Source organism: Phenylobacterium sp. RIFCSPHIGHO2_01_FULL_69_31, from assembly GCF_001824475.1.
Lineage (GTDB): Bacteria > Pseudomonadota > Alphaproteobacteria > Caulobacterales > Caulobacteraceae > Phenylobacterium.
Genome location: NZ_MHXN01000018.1, coordinates 13,082 through 31,840, shown reverse-complemented (window position 1 = coordinate 31,840; position 18,759 = coordinate 13,082). Strand labels below are relative to the sequence as shown.

The 18,759-nt window shown below is 69.0% G+C and carries 15 protein-coding genes; 12 read left to right on the top strand and 3 right to left on the bottom strand.

What is annotated here, in order from left to right; genetic code table 11:
- On the bottom strand, positions 1-1,180 hold a 1,180-nt coding region (locus A2790_RS12625; RefSeq protein ID WP_293392082.1), incomplete at its 3' end, for a TonB-dependent receptor.
- Between the two features lie 129 nt (positions 1,181-1,309).
- Positions 1,310-2,116: a GntR family transcriptional regulator gene (locus A2790_RS12620; protein ID WP_293392079.1), complete on the bottom strand. Its 807-nt coding sequence runs from the start codon at positions 2,114-2,116 to the stop codon at positions 1,310-1,312.
- Between the two features lie 86 nt (positions 2,117-2,202).
- On the opposite strand from A2790_RS12620, the gene A2790_RS12615 reads away from it, so the two are divergent.
- The 10 genes from A2790_RS12615 (at position 2,203) to A2790_RS12570 (ending at position 12,949) form a co-directional block, all read left to right on the top strand.
- The gene (locus A2790_RS12615; protein WP_293392076.1) at positions 2,203-3,525 is read left to right on the top strand and encodes a citrate:proton symporter; all 1,323 of its coding nucleotides are present in this window, start codon (positions 2,203-2,205) and stop codon (positions 3,523-3,525) included.
- Positions 3,526-3,610: 85 nt separating this feature from the next.
- The gene (locus tag A2790_RS12610; RefSeq protein WP_293392073.1) at positions 3,611-4,996 is read left to right on the top strand and encodes an acyclic terpene utilization AtuA family protein; all 1,386 of its coding nucleotides are present in this window, start codon (positions 3,611-3,613) and stop codon (positions 4,994-4,996) included.
- Positions 4,996-5,304: a DUF4387 domain-containing protein gene (locus A2790_RS12605; RefSeq protein WP_293392068.1), complete on the top strand. Its 309-nt coding sequence runs from the start codon at positions 4,996-4,998 to the stop codon at positions 5,302-5,304. Before A2790_RS12610 ends, A2790_RS12605 begins: the two co-directional genes overlap by 1 nt.
- Before the next feature lie 18 nt (positions 5,305-5,322).
- A complete protein-coding gene (locus tag A2790_RS12600; RefSeq protein WP_293392065.1) occupies positions 5,323-6,339 on the top strand; it encodes a phosphoglycerate dehydrogenase in 1,017 nt (338 codons plus the stop codon).
- Entirely contained in the window at positions 6,336-7,757 is a 1,422-nt protein-coding gene (gene leuC, locus A2790_RS12595; protein ID WP_293392062.1) for a 3-isopropylmalate dehydratase large subunit, read from the top strand. The genes A2790_RS12600 and leuC overlap by 4 nt, the downstream gene beginning before the upstream one ends.
- 2 nt (positions 7,758-7,759) lie before the next feature.
- Entirely contained in the window at positions 7,760-8,392 is a 633-nt protein-coding gene (leuD, locus tag A2790_RS12590; protein WP_293392059.1) for a 3-isopropylmalate dehydratase small subunit, read from the top strand.
- A gap of 139 nt (positions 8,393-8,531) precedes the next feature.
- Complete coding sequence (locus tag A2790_RS12585) at positions 8,532-10,160, top strand: ABC-F family ATP-binding cassette domain-containing protein (RefSeq protein ID WP_293392056.1); 1,629 nt, start codon at positions 8,532-8,534, stop codon at positions 10,158-10,160.
- A gap of 168 nt (positions 10,161-10,328) precedes the next feature.
- Positions 10,329-10,934, top strand: a complete 606-nt coding sequence (locus tag A2790_RS12580) for an SRPBCC family protein (protein WP_293392053.1) — start codon at positions 10,329-10,331, stop codon at positions 10,932-10,934.
- Positions 10,935-10,940: 6 nt separating this feature from the next.
- Positions 10,941-12,131 carry a zinc-dependent alcohol dehydrogenase gene (locus A2790_RS12575; RefSeq protein ID WP_293392050.1) on the top strand — a complete coding sequence of 397 codons (1,191 nt, stop codon included), beginning with the start codon at positions 10,941-10,943 and terminating at the stop codon, positions 12,129-12,131.
- On the top strand, positions 12,131-12,949 hold the full coding sequence (locus tag A2790_RS12570) for an SDR family NAD(P)-dependent oxidoreductase (RefSeq protein WP_293392047.1): 819 nt from the start codon (positions 12,131-12,133) through the stop codon (positions 12,947-12,949). The genes A2790_RS12575 and A2790_RS12570 overlap by 1 nt, the downstream gene beginning before the upstream one ends.
- 74 nt (positions 12,950-13,023) lie before the next feature.
- On the opposite strand, the gene A2790_RS12565 is transcribed toward A2790_RS12570, so the two are convergent.
- Entirely contained in the window at positions 13,024-14,610 is a 1,587-nt protein-coding gene (locus tag A2790_RS12565) for a ShlB/FhaC/HecB family hemolysin secretion/activation protein (protein ID WP_293392044.1), read from the bottom strand.
- 176 nt (positions 14,611-14,786) lie between these two features.
- On the opposite strand from A2790_RS12565, the gene A2790_RS12560 reads away from it, so the two are divergent.
- Together A2790_RS12560 and A2790_RS12555 are read left to right on the top strand one after the other, a co-directional pair.
- Positions 14,787-16,334 carry a FecR family protein gene (locus A2790_RS12560; protein WP_293392042.1) on the top strand — a complete coding sequence of 516 codons (1,548 nt, stop codon included), beginning with the start codon at positions 14,787-14,789 and terminating at the stop codon, positions 16,332-16,334.
- The gene (locus tag A2790_RS12555) at positions 16,331-18,727 is read left to right on the top strand and encodes a CHASE2 domain-containing protein (protein WP_293392039.1); all 2,397 of its coding nucleotides are present in this window, start codon (positions 16,331-16,333) and stop codon (positions 18,725-18,727) included. The genes A2790_RS12560 and A2790_RS12555 overlap by 4 nt, the downstream gene beginning before the upstream one ends.
- The last annotated feature ends 32 nt before the right edge of the window (positions 18,728-18,759 follow it).

Sequence of the window (18,759 nt, the reverse complement as noted above, 5' to 3'; positions counted from 1 at the left end):
TCGCCAGGTCGCCGCCCACCGCGCTCAGGTCCAGCCGCAGAATGTCCTGGCGATCGGTGTCGCTTCGGAAGGCATAGACCCCTGCCACCCACTGGAGTCGGCTGTCGGACGGCGAGGCGAGCCGGAGCTCGTGGCTCGAAAAGTCACCCTCTTCCTCATTGCCGCCAAAGATGTCGAGCGGGTGGTCGCCGCCATCGAAGTCATAGGCGGCGCCGTAGTCCAGCTCGCGATACGAGCCCAGGTAGATCAGCGTGCCAAAGCCCAGGTCCCAGTCCGCCTGGAGCCGCGCGCCCCAGGTGTCGCGGTCCTGGAATCCCTCGGTCGCGCCGGCGGTGCGGTCACGGTCGCGGTCGATGGTCCAGAGGCCGGACAGCGGATCCGTCTCGTCCAGGTCCAGCACGTGCTGCGCCGGCCCGGTCTCGCGACTGCGGGCGCCGTCGAGCGTCGCGTGCAGCCGGAAGGTCTCGGTGGGCTCGTAGAGCAGTTGCACCCGGCCGCTGCGGCTGTCCTGGTCTTCGATCCGGCTGTGGGTCCGGGTGTTCAGGACGTAGCCATCGCGAGTGCGCCAGGCGCCGCTGATGCGCAGGGCCGCCGTTCCGTCGGCGAAGGGAGCGTTGAGCATGCCTGCGCCCTCCAGCCGGTCGTAGTCGCCGACCGTCGCTTCGGCGGCTGCGCGGAAGCGCGCCAGCTCCGGACGCTGGTTCACGATGTTGATCGCCCCACCCACCACGTTGCGGCCGAACAGCGTGCCCTGCGGGCCCTTCAGCACCTCGATGCGCTCCACGTCGAAGGCGTCGAAGGCCACGGCGGCGGGGCGGCCGATATAGATCTCGTCGATGAACACGGCCGCGCTCGGGTCGCCCGCGGCGCCCCGATCCGACGAGCCGACGCCGCGGATTGCGATGCGCGGCTGGGACGCGGGGAAGGCGTCGAACTGCAGACCCGGCGTCAGGCCGGCGACATCCTGCACCTCGCGGATGCGGGCCTCCTGCACGGTTTCCGCGCCGAAGGCGGTGACCGTCACCGGGACGTCCTGAAGGCTCTCGGCGCGGCGCTGGGCCGTGACCACGATCTCCTCGACCACGCCCGCGGCCGGCTGCGCGGACGTCTGGGCGGAGGCGGCGCCTCCAAGCGCGACCGTCGCGCAGCCATAGGCCAGCGCACTGCGAAATGCCCTCACGTCTCGACTCCCCATTGTTCCCCGCCGGTGTTCGGCAGGCTGGAGGCCTCGTTACGGCATGTGGATCATATGCGTCAAGAAAATGGATCCAATTGAAAACATAATTGGATACGTCTATGCCATCGAGCCTCAGCGGCGCGTGGCGATCGCGTGGAGCCGCGTCTTCGTGGCGAGCACATGCGCCGCCATCAGCCGGCCAGCCGCCTCGGCGTCTTCGTCGCGTATGGCCGCAGCGATCTGTTCGTGCTGCGCCTGCGAGCGCTGAATAAATTCAGGGGTCGTGTCCGGCACCTGGCGAAGACGAGGGGGGACATGGGCCGCGACACTGGGACAGAGGCGGGCAGGGTCCCCGAACAGTGGGTAGATCAGGGTCATCCGGATGGCGTTGCGCAGGACCGTGTTCTGGGACGCCCGATGGATAGCCATGTGGAACAGGCGGTTGATCCGATACCAGTCGAGCTCGATGGCCTCGGACCAGGTGTTCCCATCGACGATGGCCCGACCGCTCCGCGCCAGCGCTTCGAGTTCGCTGAGGGCGTCCTCGGCCCAGCCCACCTCGACAGAGAGGCGCGCGGCGAGGCCTTCCAGGGCGGCGCGCACGTCGATGGCGTCGAACACATCGCCGATGCCCATGGCGCGCACGGTGTAGCCGCGGTTCATGCCGTAGCTCACCAGGCCCTCGGCGGAGAGCACAGCCAGCGCGCTGCGCACCGGCGTGCGCGAGACGTTCATATCGGCCGCCAGCGCCTCCGCCCGCAGCTTGCTGTCCGGCGCGAACTGCCCGGTGACGATCCTCTCGCGAAGCTGGGTCAGCACGGTGTGAGTGGCCGGCTCGGTCTGCGGCGGCTCGCCCAACCCCTCGGCCATTCCGGTATCGTGGTCGAACGTCATCGGCTTCCCCTGTCCCCGGCCCAGCGCCGCAGACGGCCGCGCCATGCCTCGCCCTCCATACACCGCGCCGACCCGGGCAGGGGAAGCCCCCGCGCCCTCATCGCTCATCCCTTCCAGGTGGAGGCCTCCCCGTGACCGCTCTGCTCGATCCGGCCTTCCTCGGCGCCGCCATGGTGCTGACCTTCATGACCCTGATCATGACCAAGCGGATGTCGGCGATCGCCGCCCTGCTGGTCATTCCGATCCTGTTCGGCCTCGTGGCGGGCGCGGGCCCTCAGCTGGGCGAGATGATCATCAAGGGCGTGCTGCAGGTGGCGCCGACGGCGCTGCTGCTGGCGTTCGCCGTGCTCTACTTCGCGTTCATGATGGACGCGGGCCTCTTTGCGCCGCTGGTGCGGCGGGTGCTGGCGCTTGTGCGCGACGATCCGGTTCGCATCAGCCTCGGCACCGCGGCCCTGGCGGCGATCGTCTCCCTGGACGGGGACGGCACCACCACGGTGCTGATCGTCATCACCGCGTTCCTTCCGGTGTATCGGCGGGTGGGGATGAACCCCCTGATCCTGGCGACCCTGCTCGGCCTGGCCAATTCGCTGATGAACCTGCTCCCCTGGGGCGGCCCGAGCGCCCGCGCAGCGGCGGCGGTTCAGGCCGACCTGGAGGAGGTGGTGGGTCCGCTGCTGCCGGGTCTCGCGGCGGGCCTCGTGGCGACCTTCCTGCTGGCCTGGCGGTTCGGCATGACCGAGCGCCGACGCCTGGAATGGTCGCCGTCCGTCGCCGGGACGCGCCCTCCCGTGCTGCTGGAAGAAGACGAGGCGACCCTGGCGGCCCGCCGGCCGAAGCTGTTCTTCTTCAACCTGGCGCTCACCGGAGCGCTGGTGGCCGGCATGATCCTCGGGCTCGCGCCGCTGCCGGTGCTGATGATGGCCGCCTTCGCCATCGCCGCGACAGTCAACTATCCGCGCCTCGCCGATCAGAAGGCCCGCATCGCCGCGCACGCCGATAACGTGGTGCAGATCGTGCTGCTGATCTTCGCCGCCGGCGCCTTCACGGGGATCCTCAACGGGACCGGCATGTCCGACGCCATGGCCTCCGCCGCGCTCTCGGTGCTGCCGCCTTCCGTCGGACCCTACCTGGCCCCGATCACGGCCCTGGCCAGCATGCCGCTGACCTTCCTGATGTCCAACGACGCCTACTACTTCGGCGTAGTCCCCGTCGTGGCGAAGGCGGCTGCGGTCTTCGGCATCGATCCCACCGCCATCGCGCGCGCCTCGCTGATCGGTCAGCCGGTGCACGCGCTCAGCCCGCTGCTCGCGCCCATCTATCTGGCCTGCGGTCTGCTCAAGGTCGACGTCGCCGACGCTCAGCGCTTCAGCCTCAAGTGGGCGGTGCTGGTGTGCCTGGTGGTGCTCGCCGTCACACTTGCCACCGGAGGCATCCCTCTCCGCGCTGAGTGAAAGAATGGATGCAAAAACTTGACGCAATGCATCCATAAACGTAAGCGCTCCATGCCGCCGGTTGCGGCCACAGCGAAGGGCGAGCATGTCGGACAGTCCCATCAAGATCATCGTGCCCTGCGGTTCGCTGGGCGCCGGCGTGCGCGAGGAAGAGGTGGCGCGGGGGCTGGCGCTGGGGGCCCACGCCATCGCCACCGATGCGGGATCCACGGACAGCGGCGCCGCCTACCTCGCGCTGGGGGTCTCGAAGAACAACCGCGGCTCGATCAAGCGAGACCTCGCGATCCTCATGAAGGCCGGGGCCGAAGCGGGGATCCCCGTCATCGTCGGGACCGCCGGTCAGGCGGGCGGCGACCTCAACGTGGACTGGACTCGCGACATCGCCCTGGAGATCGCTCGTGAGTCCGGCCTGACGCCCCGGATCGCGCTGCTCTACTCCGAGCAGGACAAGGCGGTGCTCAAGGCGCGCAATGCGGCGGGCAAGATCCGCCCGCTGCCGCCGCTGGGGCCCCTCGACGATACGACCATCGACGCCTGCGACCATATCGTGGCCGCCATGGGCCCCGAGCCCTACATCGCCGCCCTGCAGGCAGGCGCGGACCTCATCATCGGCGGCCGGACGACGGATACGGCGGTGATCGCCTGCTTCGCCCTGATGCATGGCGTGCACGCCGGCGCGGCCTGGCACGCGGCGAAGGTCGCCGAGTGCGGGTCACAGTGCACGGTCAAGCCGACCGAGGGCGCGGGCGTGCTGGTCAGCATCGGGGCAGACGGTTTCGAGGTCGAGCCGCTCGCCTCCGGTAACCGCTGCGACCCAGACAGCGTCTCGGCGCACATGCTGTACGAGAACGCCAATCCGTTCCGACTGACCGAGCCGGGCGGCGTGCTCGACGTCACGCTCGCCCGGTACGCTGCCCTCGACGATCGGAGGGTCAGGGTCACAGGCTCGGTCTGGGACCCCAAGCCGTACACGCTCAAGCTCGAGGGCGCCTCGAGCGGCCGCTACCAGACGGTGATGCTGATCGGCATCCAGGACCCCGACGTGCTCACGCGGTTGGACACCTTCCACGACAACCTGCTCGCCGCGCTCAACGAGCGGGTGCGCCGGACGATCGGCGAGGCGGCAGGCGACTTCCACATCTCTCTGCGCCTCTACGGGTGGAACGCGGTCTCGGGCGAGACGCCGCCGCCGGGCACGCCGCCGCCGCGGGAGGTCGGCGTCCTCTTCGTGGCGACCGCCGACAGCCAGGCCATGGCCACCCAGATCGCCAAGGCCTGCAACCCGTACTTCTTCCACTTCCCGGTGATTATGGACAAGGAACTGCCGAGCTACGGCTTCGCCTTCAGCCCGGCCGAGATCGAGCGGGGCCCCATCTACGAGTTCCGGCTGAACCACGTGGTGGAATTGGACGACCCGCTGGACCTCGTCCGGACGGTCTGGATCGACCTTGCGAACGGAAAGGGCGCCTGATGACCAAGGTGAAGGACGTCTGCCGCCACCTGCGTTCCAAGAACGCCGGCCCCTACTGGGTGACCATCGATCTCTTCTTCGACGGGCCGGAGTCGTTCGAGCGGCATCACGCGAATCCAGCCCTGGGTCCGGACCTGTTCAGGCGCCTCTACGGGGCCGATCCGGCGCTCGTGCAACACCACCCCGTTCGCGACTTGCACATGCTGAAGGTCTCCTATCCGCGCGCTTCGCCCCAGGGCGGCATGGTGGAGCGCGACATGCACTGCGGCCAGCAGTTCGTCCGGCTGCTCGATGTCGAGCTCGGCTGAGCACCGGGGGAATGGGCCATGCGTGAACCTTCCCGTCGGGTCGTCGTCACCCAGCGGTTCTTCGATGACGCGTCCGTCGCGATTCTCGAAAGCGCCGGTTGCGAGGTCGTGTTGGCTGAGCTTCCGCCGGGCCAGGCCGACGGCGGTCTGTCGCAGGGCGAGCTGGTCGATCTGCTGCAGGGCGCTGGGGGGTGGATCGTCGGCCACGCCCGGGTGACCCGCGAGCTCCTGTCGGACCTGCCCGGCCTGCTTGCGATCTCGCGCCGCGGCGTCGGCTACGAGCGGGTCGACCTGGCCGCAGCCCGCGATCTTGGGCGCGTCGTCACGATAGCTGCTGGCGGTAACGAGGCCTCGGTGGCGGACCAGGCCATCGGCATGATGCTCGCCGTGGGCCGACGTTTCCGCGAGGCGCAGGGCCAGATGATCGGCGGGTCGTGGAGCATCCTCATGGGAACGGATCTTTACCGCAGGACGGTCGGGGTCGTCGGGCTGGGCCGCATCGGCCGCAGCGTGGTTCAGCGCCTTCGGGGCTTTGAGGCCGAGATCCTGGTGGCGACCTCGCGTCCGGACCCTGCCTATGCCGCAGCCGCCGGCGTGCGGTTCGTCGAGTTGCCCGCGCTTCTGCGCGAGAGCGACTACGTCACCCTGCATGCCCCCCTGACGCCCGAGACGCGCCACCTGATCGATGCGGATAGCATCGCCGCCATGCGGCCGGGCGCCTTCGTCATCAATACCGCCCGCGGCGGGCTGGTGTCGGACACCGACCTTCTGGCCGCCCTCAAGACTGGCCGCCTCGGCGGCGCAGGCCTCGACGTGTTCGAGAGCGAGAGCGACCCCAGCCTCAAGCCCGTCACGGATGAGCTGATCGCGTTGCCCAATGTCGTCGCCGCGCCTCACGCCGGCGCCTCCACCCGCGAAGGGCTCGAGCGCACGAACATGATCGCCGCGCAGTGCGTGGTGGACGTGTTCGAGGGGCGGGACCCGCCACCCGAATGCGTCGTGGCGGACGGCCGGCCGGGCCGGGGGCGGAGATGACCGGCGCGCCGCGCACGCTCTACGACAAGCTGGTCGACAGCCACACCGTGGCGCGGCTCGATCCGGACGGCGAGACCGTGCTGCTCTACGTCGATCGCAGCGTCCTCAACGAGTACACCAGTCCCCAGGCGTTCACCGGGCTGCGGGAAGCGGGGCGCCGCGTGTGGCGGCCGGAGGCGATGCTTGGCGTCGTCGACCACGTCAATGGCACCGCGCCGCGGCGGACCCGGGCGATGCCCGACGCGGGCGGCGCCGAGCAGGTGGCCTACTTCGCCCGAAACTGCCGCGAATTCGGCATCGAGCTGTTCGACATCCTGCATCCGTCGCAGGGGATCGAGCACGTGGTCGCCCCTGAGCTCGGGTTCATCCTTCCCGGCATGGTGGTGGCCGCCGGCGACAGCCACACGACGACCTACGGAGCGCTGGGCGCGCTGGGCTTCGGCATCGGGACCTCGGACATCGAGCACATGCTCGCCACCTCGACGGTGGTGTACCGACGCCTTCGGCCTATGCGGGTCGAAGTGACCGGCAGGCTGCCAGTGGGGGTCGTCGCCAAGGACGTCGTCATGGCCCTGATCGGTCACATCGGCGCGGACGGCGCTACGGGCTTTGCCATCGAGTTCGCGGGTGAGGTCGTCGAGGCCCTGAGCGTCGAGGGCCGCATGACCATCTGCAACATGGCCGTGGAATGCGGCGCCCGCGGCGCCCTGATGGCGCCCGACCGGAAGGTCCTCGCCTACCTCAAAGGGCGGCCCCGCGCCCCGACGGCGTCGTCATGGGACCAGGCGGCCGCCGCCTGGCTGCGGCTGAGCTCGGACGAGGAGGCCCCGTTCGCCCGTCGCGTGACGCTGCCGGCCGGCGAGATCGAGCCGATGGTCACCTGGGGCACCAGCCCCGACCAGGTCGCGCCCGTCAGCGCCGTCGTCCCGAATCCCGCCGCCCAGGCCACCCCGTCCCGCAGGCGGGACGCCGCCCGGGCGCTCGAGTACATGGGCTTGACCCCGGGAACGCCCCTGTCGGCCATCCCCATCGACCGGGCGTTCATCGGTTCGTGCACCAATGCGCGCATCGAGGATTTGCGTGAGGCGTCGCAGGTGCTCCGCGGCCGTCGTGTGGCGGAGGGCGTGCGGGCCATGGTGGTGCCGGGCTCCAGCGAGGTGCGCCGACAGGCGGAGGCCGAGGGGCTGGACCGCGTCTTCGCGGCGGCGGGCTTCGAGTGGCGCCAGTCCGGCTGCTCGATGTGTCTGGCCATGAACGACGACGTGCTCGCGCCCGGCGAGCGGTGCGCCTCCAGCACCAACCGCAACTTCGAGGGGCGCCAGGGGGCCGGCGGGCGGACGCACCTGATGAGCCCCGCGATGGTCGCGGCCGCGGCGGTTTGTGGGCGCCTCGCCGACGTGCGCCACCTGGGATCCTGACGATGCAACCGTTCCGATCGGTGACCGGCGCGGCGGCGCCGCTGCCCGCGGCCAACATCGACACCGATGTGATCATGCCCAAGCAGTTCCTGAAGGGCGTGGATCGCAGCGGCCTCGACCGTGGCGTGTTCTACGATCTCCGGTTCGACGCCGCCGGAGGCCTGCGGCCCGACTTCGTGCTCAATCAGACGCCTTGGCGGAACGCCGCGTTTCTGGTCGTCGGCCCAAATTTCGGATGCGGGTCCAGCCGAGAGCATGCGGTCTGGGGTTTGGCGCAGCTTGGCGTCCGAGCCCTCATCGGCACGAGCTTTGGCGGGATCTTCTTCGATAACTGCGCCCGGAACGGTCTGCTGGCGGTGGAACTTCCGCCCGAGGCGCACGCCTTACTGCTCGAGGCGGCGAGCGATCCGGCAAGGCTTCGGATGACTATCGATCTCCAGTCTCAAACCATCGCATCGGGCGGGTTGCTGACGGGCTTCGAGATCGAGCCGTCCCGGCGCCAAGCGCTCCTGGATGGCCTGGACGCCGTCGGGGCGACGCTGGCGCGCGGGGGTGAGATCCGGGCGTTCGAGGCTCGCCATCTCCGCGCAGCGCCCTGGCTGATGGTGCCGGGATCGGAGGGTAACCGCCGCTGAAGGCCTCGCGATCACGGCGCAGCGGGCACGTCTTGGCCGATCCGATGGGTTGCCGGCCCCCGTCGCTGACGGCCCTGGGACGATCGGCCCACCGGCCGAGGGTGGCGTTCTCGTCGCCTCCGCGTTAGCAGGCCGCCCCATGATCCGTCTCGACAATATCTCCAAGCAGAACGGCCACCAGATCCTGTTCATCGAGGCCTCGATGAGCATCCAGAAGGGCGAAAAGGTGGGGCTGGTCGGCCCGAACGGCGCCGGCAAGACGACGCTGTTCCGCATGATCACCGGTGAGGAGCAGCCCGACGACGGGCTGGTCGCGATCGATCCAGGCATGACGATTGGCTACTTCAGCCAGGATGTCGGCGAGATGTCGGGCCAGAGCGCCGTCGCCGCGGTGATGGACGGCGTCGGTCCCGTCAGCGCCCTGGCTGCTGAAATGTCGGAGCTCGAGGCGGCGATGGTCGATCCGGACCAGGCCAATCGGCTGGACGCCGTCATGGAACGCTATGGCGAGGTGCTGGAGCGCTTCCAGGAACTGGACGGCTATGCGCTCGAGGCCCGGGCGCGAGAGGTGCTGGCGGGCCTGAGCTTTAGCCAGGAGCGCATGGATGGCGACGTCGGCCTGCTGTCCGGCGGCTGGAAGATGCGCGTGGCGCTCGCCCGCATCCTGCTTCAGCGGCCCGACGGAATGCTGCTGGACGAACCCAGCAACCACCTCGACCTGGAAAGCCTGATCTGGCTCGAGGCCTTCCTCAAGAACTACGGCGGCGCCCTGCTGATGACCTCGCACGACCGCGCGTTCATGAACCGCATCATCGGCAAGGTGGTGGAGATCGACGGCGGCGACCTCATCACCCATTCGGGCGACCTCGACTTCTACGACCAGCAGCGCGCGCTGAGCGAACAGCAGCGCCAGGCGCAGTACGAGCGCCAGCAGGCGATGCTGGCCAAGGAAATCAAGTTCATCGAGAAGTTCAAGGCGCGCGCCAGCCACGCCGCCCAGGTGCAGAGTCGGGTCAAGAAGCTCGACAAGATCGAACGCGTCGAGGCCCCGCGCCGCCGCCAATCGGTTCAGTTCGAGTTCAAGAGCCCGCCGCGCTCGGGCGACGACGTGATCAGCCTGAAGGGGGTCCATAAGGGCTACGGCGCCCAGCCGATCTATGAGGGCCTCGACTTCCTGGTGCGCCGCAAGGAGCGCTGGTGTGTCCTTGGGGCCAACGGCGCCGGCAAGTCGACGCTGCTGAAGCTGGTGGCCGGCGCCACCGCGCCCGACCGGGGCACGGTCGGCATCGGCGCCAGCGTCCGAATGGGCTACTTCGCCCAGCACTCCATGGACCTGCTGGACGGCGAGGAGACGATCTTCGAGTCGCTGGACAGCTCATTCCCGCAGGCGGGCCAGGGGGCGCTGCGCACGCTGGCGGGCTGCTTCGGCTTTTCCGGCGACGACGTGGAAAAGCCCTGCCGCGTCCTGTCGGGCGGCGAGAAGGCCCGCCTCGTCATGGCCAAGATGCTGTTCGATCCGCCGAACCTGCTGGTCCTGGACGAGCCGACCAACCACCTCGACATGGTGACGAAGCAGATGCTGGTCGCCGCCCTGGCGGGCTTCGAGGGCACCATGCTCTTCGTCAGCCACGACCGCCACTTCCTGGCCGCCCTGTCGAACCGCGTGCTGGAGCTGACGCCCGAGGGCGTCCACCAGTACGGCGGCGGCTATTCGGAGTACGTCGCGCGCACGGGCCAGGAAGCGCCGGGACTCCACCCGGGAGGCTAACGGCGACCGCGATTCGGGCGCTTGGGCCTCACAAGAGCGTCCGGTTTCAGCCGGCGGCTCGGCGAGGAACCATGCGCCCGGAACGCACGGGTTTCTGGGACTGTCGGCGCGGCGACAAAGGAACCCTGGACGGCCGTCGGCTCTTATCGCGGCCTAGGGAGATCGACGATGTCAGACGACCACGTCCAACGGGCGCGCGAGAGCGATGCGCCCCTGACCGCCGCCGTCCATCAGCGGGACGTGGCGAAAGAGGCCGCAGAGGCGCGGGGCTGGCGCGAAGCGGCTCTTGTGGGGCGCACCGTCACCATCAACCGGCCGCGGGCCGAGCTCTATGCTTTCTGGCGCGATTTCCGAAACCTCGCGTCCTTCATGGAGAACGTCGAGAGCGTGACGCCGGGCGACGGACAAACCTCGCATTGGGTGGTCCAGGCGCCGGGGGGACGCACGGTCGAGTGGGACAGCGTCCTCACCGAGGATGTGCCGAACGAGCTTCTGGCCTGGGAGTCCCTCGAAGGCGCGGACATCCGGAACACTGGCCGGATCGAGTTCCGCGACAGTTCCGCCGGACGGGGCACGGAAGTCACGGCCACAATCGTCTACGAGCCGCCCGGCGGCGACCTCGGCAAGCTCTTCGCCAAGCTCTTCCAGAAGGAGCCGAAGGTGCAGGCCCGCCGCGAGCTGCGCCGGTTCAAGCAGCTCATGGAGACGGGCGAGATCTCCACCTCCGAAGCCCCCGACGCCGCGCCGCGCGGCGGCTCCCAAGCGAAAGGATAGCCCGCCATGCGCGCCCTGACCTGGCACGGCAAGCACGACGTCCGCATGGAGACGGTCGACGATCCCAAGATCGTCAATCCGCGCGACGCGATCATCCGCATCACGTCCACCGCCATCTGCGGGTCAGACCTGCACCTCTATGACAGCTATATCCCGACCCTGCACAAGGGCGACATTCTGGGGCACGAGTTCATGGGCGAGGTCGTCGAGACGGGGCCCGGATCGAACCTCGTGAAGGGTCAGCGGGTGGTTGTGCCTTTCGTCATCGCCTGCGGCCAGTGCTTCTTCTGCGAGAAGCAGCAGTTCGCGGCCTGCGACAACTCCAACCCCGCCGAAAAGGCCGACATGAGCGAGGTGCTCTATGGCCACGCCATGACCGGCGCGTTCGGCTATTCGCATCTGACGGGCGGCTACGCGGGAGGCCAGGCGGAGTACGTCCGGGTGCCCTATTCCGACGTGGGCCCGATCATGATCCCGGACGGGCTGGAGGACGACAAGGTGCTGTTCCTGTCGGACATCCTGCCGACCGGCTGGATGGCGGCTGAGAACTGCCAAGTGGAGCCTGGGGACACCGTCGCGGTCTGGGGCTGCGGCCCCGTGGGCCTGTTCACGATCCAGAGCCTGTTTCTGCAAGGGGCGCACCGGGTCATTGCCATCGACCATTATCCGCATCGGCTGGAGCTGGCGAAGTCCATGGGCGCGGAGGTCATCAACTACCACGACGTGAAGGTCCGCGAGGCGCTGGCTGAGATGACCGGCGGCATCGGGCCCGACGCGGTGGTGGATGCGGTCGGCATGGAGAGCCACGGCTTCTCCTTCGACAACGTCCTGGACGCGGTGAAGACGACCGCCAAGCTGGGCACCGACCGCACCCACGTGCTGCGCGAAGTGATTATGGCCTGCCGGAAGGGGGGGCGGATCTCGATCCCGGGCGTCTACGGCGGCGTGGCGGACAAGTTCCCCATCGGCGCGCTCATGGAGAAGGGGCTGCAGGTGAGGACCGGCCAGACCCACGTGCAGAAGTACCTCCGCCCCCTGCTCGAACTGATCGGCGAGGGCAGGATCGACACGACCTTCCTGATCAGCCACCGCCTGCCGCTCGAACAGGCCCCCGAGGGCTACAAGATGTTCAAGGAACAGCAGAATGAGGTCACCAAGGTCGTCCTGAAGCCCGACTGGGAAAGGGAGGCGGCATAGTGTCCGCGGCGATCCGCCCCCTCTCCGTCGTCACCGGCGCCTCGTCCGGCATCGGCTACGAACTGGCCAAGCTGTGCGCGGCCGACGGCTTCGACCTGATCATCGCCGCAGACCGGCCGGAACTGGCCGAAGCGGCCCAGGCCCTGGGCGCCATGGGCGCACGCGTCGAACAGGTTCAGGTTGACCTTTCCACCATCGAGGGCGTCGATCGGCTGCTTGCGGTCGTCGGCGACCGGCCCGTCGACCACCTGATGGCCAACGCTGGTCATGGTCTAGGCCACGCCTTTCTCGACCAGTCCGTGGACGACTGGCGACACGTGATCGACACCAACGTCACCGGGACCATCTACCTCGTGCAGCAGATTGCCCAGCGAATGGTCGACCGGGGCCAGGGCATGATCCTGTTCACCGGATCCATCGCCGGCTTGATGCCGGGATCGTTCCAGGCCGTCTATAACGGCACGAAAGCCTTCATCGACAGCTTCGCCTGGGCGCTGCGCAACGAGCTGAAGGACACCGGCGTCAGCATCACCACCCTGCTGCCCGGTGCTACCGACACCGACTTCTTCGAGCGCGCCGGCATGGCGGACACCAAGGTCGGCCAGTCCAAGAAGGACGACCCAGCCATGGTCGCCAAGACCGGCTACGACGCCATGATGAAAGGCGAGGGGGACGTGGTCGCCGGCTGGAAGAACAAGCTACAGGCCGCCATGGGCGCAATCACCCCCGAGAGCGTGAAAGCCGAGCAGCACCGCAAGATGGCCGAGCCAGGCTCGGGCAAGGACACCGGAGAAATCTACCAGAAGCCGTGGGGGTAAGGTCGTCCGCGAGCCGCCCTCCGCTCGCCCCCTAGGGGCCCCATGAGCCCGTCGCGGTCCGGCCAGGGTGGTCGCTAGAACCCTGCCCACAAGGATCCGAACACCCTCACGCCCCGATCGCGTTGGTCGAAGGGCGTGCGGTTGAGGGGCTTGGCCATTTCGAGGCGCAGGGTCGCGCGGTCGCGGACACTCAGACGCAGGCCTGCGCCGGCGGAAGCGAGGGACGCCGAACTGCGGCCGAAGCCGACATCGCGGCTCCAGACCTTGGCCGCATCCACGAAGCTGTAGAGCTGAAGGAAGGTGAACGGCTGTGTCCGCGGGTCCCATCCAAGGCGGAGCTCGATCAGGCCGGCGACGCCACTGTCTCCAAAGATCTCCGCATAGTTGTAGGCGCGGCCATAGGGCAGAGCGCCGGGCGCGAAGGTTTCGGACAGCAGCAACGGATCGGGCGCCCATTGGCCATCCGTCGATAAGAAGATCCCGGCGCGGGAGCCGATATCCCGATAGTGGGTGGCGCCGGCGTTGATCTTCCAGAACTCCCCATCGGCGCCAAAGCGCGAGCGTCCAGGCCCCTTTCTGTCGGAGGCGCCCAGCACTGGCAGACCCTTGGCGATCTGCACGTAACCGCTGCTGGACGCACTGCCGTTCGCACGGTCGGCCTGCAGTGATGCGCGGACGGCGCGGACGTCGTCGGCGTAGCCGCCGCCGTTGCGATAGGTCTGCTCCACGTGGCGGCCGTCCAGCACAACCGCCGCCCACAGCGACTGGCGGCGTGCGCGCTGGAGGGGGATGGCCAGCCGGACACTGGCCGCCTGGCTCTCGTTGCCGACGGCGTTGTTGAACGGGTCCGTGCCCTGCCGAGATTCCGACGCCGATGCGGCGGCGCGAATCCGGGCCCCCGAGGCGAGCGCCGCGCCGTAGGAGACTTCGGCCTGCAGGAACTCGTTGTGATCGTGGGGGATGGTGAAGACTGAAAGGGCGAGCTGGTCGCCGGCCCGCACCAACGAATTGAGGCCGACGCGCAGGTTCACCTGGTCTGGCCCCACCGCGTCGGTGCCCCGGTTGTCCAGATAGAGGCTGCCGGTCCAGCGCTGCAGCCCGGCGCTTACCACCAACCTATGGCGCGCAGGGTCGTCGATCACCGGCTCGATGCTGGACCGCGGCTTGATGCCGGGCAGATCGGCCGCAAGCACCAGCCGGCGTTCGAGATCCACGAGCCTGAGCGGGCGCTTCTCCGTCAGGCCGGACATCAGGGCTTCCAGGGCGGGGGCTGCGTCGCCGGTCACCTCGACCGCGTCGATATACCCTTCGTAGACGCGAAGCCGCGCCTGGCCCTTGGGGCCGGTCTGCGGCGGTACGATCGCGCGGGAGAGGAAGTAGCCGTCCTTGCGATACTTGTCGGTGATGGCCTGGGCGATACGCGCCAGTTCATCCGGGCTGATCTCCCGGGCCAGGGCGTCGGCATACAGCGGCGCGAGATCCTTCAGCGGATAAGCGCTGACGCCGTCGATGGTCAGGCCGGTCAGAACGAAACAGTCGGATCTGCCGCCTTCACAGTCATCGCCTGGAGCTGCCTCTGCAGGTTGCAGAAAGAGGAGAGTCGCCGAAAGCAGGGCGGAAATAACCACGCGCCACAAGGTCGGCTTGTCGACAGACGTCACGTTGCTTACGAGTGCTTTCTGGAAAACGCGGACCGATACTGTCGGTCGGGAGACTGAAATCGGCGTTAACGAGTAAAATATACCAAGCTCGTTAGTCGGCGGTTAGCCAGCACCTGTCACAAATCTGGGCTGAAAGACCGAAAAGCGGTCGACCTTCCCGGTAACGCAGCATGCGTATGATCCATCTGGCCCCCGCCGCAGCCTCGGCGCTGGCGCTTCTCTCCGCGACGGGCCCGGCCTTCGGCGCAGACTGGAAGCTTGTGGAAGCCAGTGGCGTCGTGCGGATCGCGGCGCCCGGCCGCGCGCCGGCCGCAGGCGCCGCCAACCAGGTCGTGCCCGTCGGGAGCATCGTCACCACGGCCGCGGGCGGCCGCGCAGCGCTTTTCAACGGCGCTCAACGCGTGACGCTCGGTCCCAACAGCCGCATGACCATCGCGCCGGAACAGGCGAGCGGCGTCACTCGCATCATGCAGGACCTGGGCTCGGTGCTCTTCCAGGTCGACAAGAAGCCGGCCCAGCACTTCCGCGTCGAGACCCCACTTCTGGCCGCCATCGTCAAAGGCACCACCTTCACCGTGAATGTGGACGTCGCCCGGGACTCCGTTCACGTGGCCGAGGGCCTGGTCGAGGTTCGCGCCAACCAAGGCGGCGCGGCGCGTGACGTTGGCGCGGGCGCGACGGGCGTCATCGCCCGTGAGGCCCCTGCGCAGCTCAATGTCAGCGCCCCATCCGCGGCCCTTGAGCCGACGGTGGAGCCTCTGCAACTTGGCGCGCTGGACTATACGGCCGTGTCCGGTGGTCTGGTGGACGGTCCCGGGACCGCCGCAGGCCCCGTGACGCCTGCGATCCTCTCGCGCAGCGGCGACGCCGGTCCTGCCCCCGGCGCGGACGGCGCTGCTGGCCCGGCGGGCGCGCCGGGGGCAGTCCAGGCCGTGGTCCTGGCGGCCCATCTCCAGCCGCCATCTACGCCGCCGGGCCTTGGGGGCGCAGGTGGGCCTCCGGCGAATGGCAACTCGCCCGGCAGCGAAAACGGCGCGGCGAGCGGTAACGGCGGTGGCAACGGCAACAGCGCCGCCACCGGGAACGGCAACGCCGGCGGCGGTGGCAACGGCGCCGCCAATGGTAACGGCAACGGCAACGCGGGCTCGAACGGGAACGCTGCAGGCGGCGGCAATGGCAATGGTGGCGCAGCCGGCGGCGACAACGGCAACGGAAATGCGGGCGCGAACGGCAATGCCGGTGGGGGCGGCAACGGCGTCGCGGGCGGGAATGGCAATGGCGCCGCCAATGGTAACGGCAACGCGGGCTCGAACGGCAATGCCGGCGGGGGCGGGAACGGCGCCGCGGGCGGCAACGGCAACGGGAATGGCGCCGGCTCCGCCGGGGGTAACGGCAACGCCGACACGGGCTCGAACGGTAACGCCGGGGGCGGCGGGAACGGCGCCACGGGCGGCAATGGCAATGGCAACGGAAACCCAGGCGCGAACGGCAACGCCGGCGGCGTCGGGCCGGACGGCGCCGCCGGGAACGCTGGCAACGGCGCTGGGGGCGGCCATGGCAACATCGACGCTGTGCCGAATGGCAATGCGGGCGGCGGCGGAAACGGCAACGCCGGCTCGAACGGCAACGGGGGCGGCAGCCCCGACGTGGGCGCGGGCGGCAGCGCCGGAGGCAATGGGCACGGAAACGCCGGGGGCGGCGGCAACGGCAAACCGCCGAAATGATCGGCCGGCGGTTTCTCGCCGCCGCCCGGGCGGCGCTTTCGCGCAGCCCGGTTGATCGCAAGGGCCGACTGGCGCGCGCCGCGAGCCTCGTGCTCATTGTCGCCACTGTCTTTGCGGCAGAGGGGAGCGGCCTGCTACGGCCGCTCGACAACGCGCTAGGAGCGTTGCGCTTCGACCTTCTTAGGCGTGACGCGAGCCAGACCTTGACCGTGGTCGAGATCGACCCGGCCAGCATCCGGGCCGCGGGACGATGGCCCTGGGACCGAGAGCGGTTCGCCCAGGCGATCCGCAATCTGCAGGCCGCCGGCGCCGATACGGTGGCCTTCGACGTGGACTTCAGCGCCCGGGCTGACTCCGCCGCCGACCAGGCGCTCCTGGCCGCCATCGCGCGGCAGCCTGGCTCGGTGGTGCTGCCCACCTTCGTGCAGGCGCTGGATCGACGCGCCCCAGCGCGGCTTGTGGAAAATACGCCCCTTGCGAACCTGTCGAATGACGCTCTGCTGGCGAGCGTCAACGTCCTGATCGACCCGGACGGTCTGGTCCGGCGCTATCGCTATGGCTTCGATAGCGAAAGTGGAGGGCGCGCCTCCATGGCGAGCCTCCTGGCGAACAGGTCGCCGGGGCAGACCGCCGACTTTCTCATCGACTACGGGATCCGCGAGAAGAGCCTGGACCACCTCAGCTTCGAGGACGTCTATCGCGGCCGGTTCGACGCCAGCCAGGTTCGGGGGCGCAGCATCCTGATCGGGTCGACGGCCCAAGAACTCGGCGACGATTTCGCCACGCCCCGCCACGGCGCGCTGCCGGGCGTGTACGTGCATGCGCTGGCCTACGAGAGCCTTGTGGCCGGCCGAGATCTCAAGGCGCTGAATCCCCTCCTCCTCGGCGCGCTTGCCGTCTGGAGCGCATATCTGCTCCGACCCAGGAGCGCGCTTCGCTTGCGGCGCATGCTGCTCCGGCATCTGGTGATCGCTGCGACGGCGATCGGGGGGCCGCTGGCCCTCCAGGCCGCGGCGCCGGTTTCCGCGGCCACCGGCTCGATCCTCTTCGCCCAACTGCTTTGCCTCATCTGGCTGGTGCGGCATGAACTGGCTCGCCGCGCCCGCGCGGTGGTCGAGGCGCGCGAGGCGCACCTGCTCGAGCTCGCGGAACACATGCGCGCCAGTCGCGACGAAATCCTCGCCGCCCACGACGAGTTGAAGGCGGTGAATGTCGCCCTCGACCGGGCGCTGGCCGCCCGCACCGACTTCCTGGCGATGACGAGCCACGAAATCCGCACGCCCCTAAACGGGATCATGGGGATGACCCAGGTCATCCTCAGCGACCGAAACCTGCCGGCAGGGCTGCGCGACAAGGTCGACCTCGTGCATGCGAGTGGTGAAACCATGCTGGCGCTGGTCGACGACATCCTCGACGTCGCCAAGATGGAGAGCGGCAACCTCACGGTCACGCCGGCGAAGATGGATCTCCACCGGCTGCTGGACGAGACGACGCGTCTCTGGACCGACAAGGCCCAAAGCAAGGGCTTGGGCCTGCGCTGCGACCGGGGCGACACCCCGACCTGGATCATCGAGGACGGCGGTCGGCTGCGCCAGATCCTGTTCAACCTGACATCCAACGCGATCAAGTTCACCGAGCGCGGCGAGGTCTCGCTGGAGGCGAGGACGGAGCTTGGCGAAGATGGCGAGATGCTGGTCTTGGAGGTGTCGGACAACGGCATCGGCATCCCCGCCGACAAGGTCGAGCAGATCTTCGAAGCCTTCTCGCAGGTGGACGCCGGCATCACCCGCAAGTACGGCGGCACGGGCCTCGGGCTCGCCATCAGTCGCCGTCTGGCGAGGGCCATGGGCGGCGACTTGACCGTGGAAAGCGAACTGGACGTGGGTTCGCGGTTCGCCGTCCGGCTGCCGCTGAGGCGCGCCGCCGCCGACCGCGGCGCCGCTGGCGCTGGCGCCGCCGATGGGGTGGCCCTCGCGGCCGCGTCCGTCCTCCTCATCGAAGCGAACCCCCTGGCCCAGGGCGTGATGAAGGCGGCGCTGGCCAGCCATGTGTCCGACCTGGAGGTCGCCAGATCGACGGTGGAGGCGCGCGCCGCCCTGGGTTCGCGGCGGTTCGACCTGCTGCTCGTCGAGGGCAGGTGCCTGTCCTTAGGAGACGCCGACGCCTTCGAGGAGGTCGGACGCCTTGCGCGGGAGAGCGCGGGCGCCGCTGTCGTGGTGCTCTGGGCGGGCCCCGCCGAGGAGACTGCGGGGCTGCGTCGGGCGGGCGCCCGCCTCGTTATTCCAAAACCGATCGCCACGGCTGATCTGGTGCAGGAACTGCGAGCCTTTCGCGCCGCCTGCGAGGACCCTGCGGCGCTTGGACGCGCTTTCGCTGCAGCGGGTAGTCCGTGATCGTTAGCCTTCTGTAAGTATTGGGGAACATG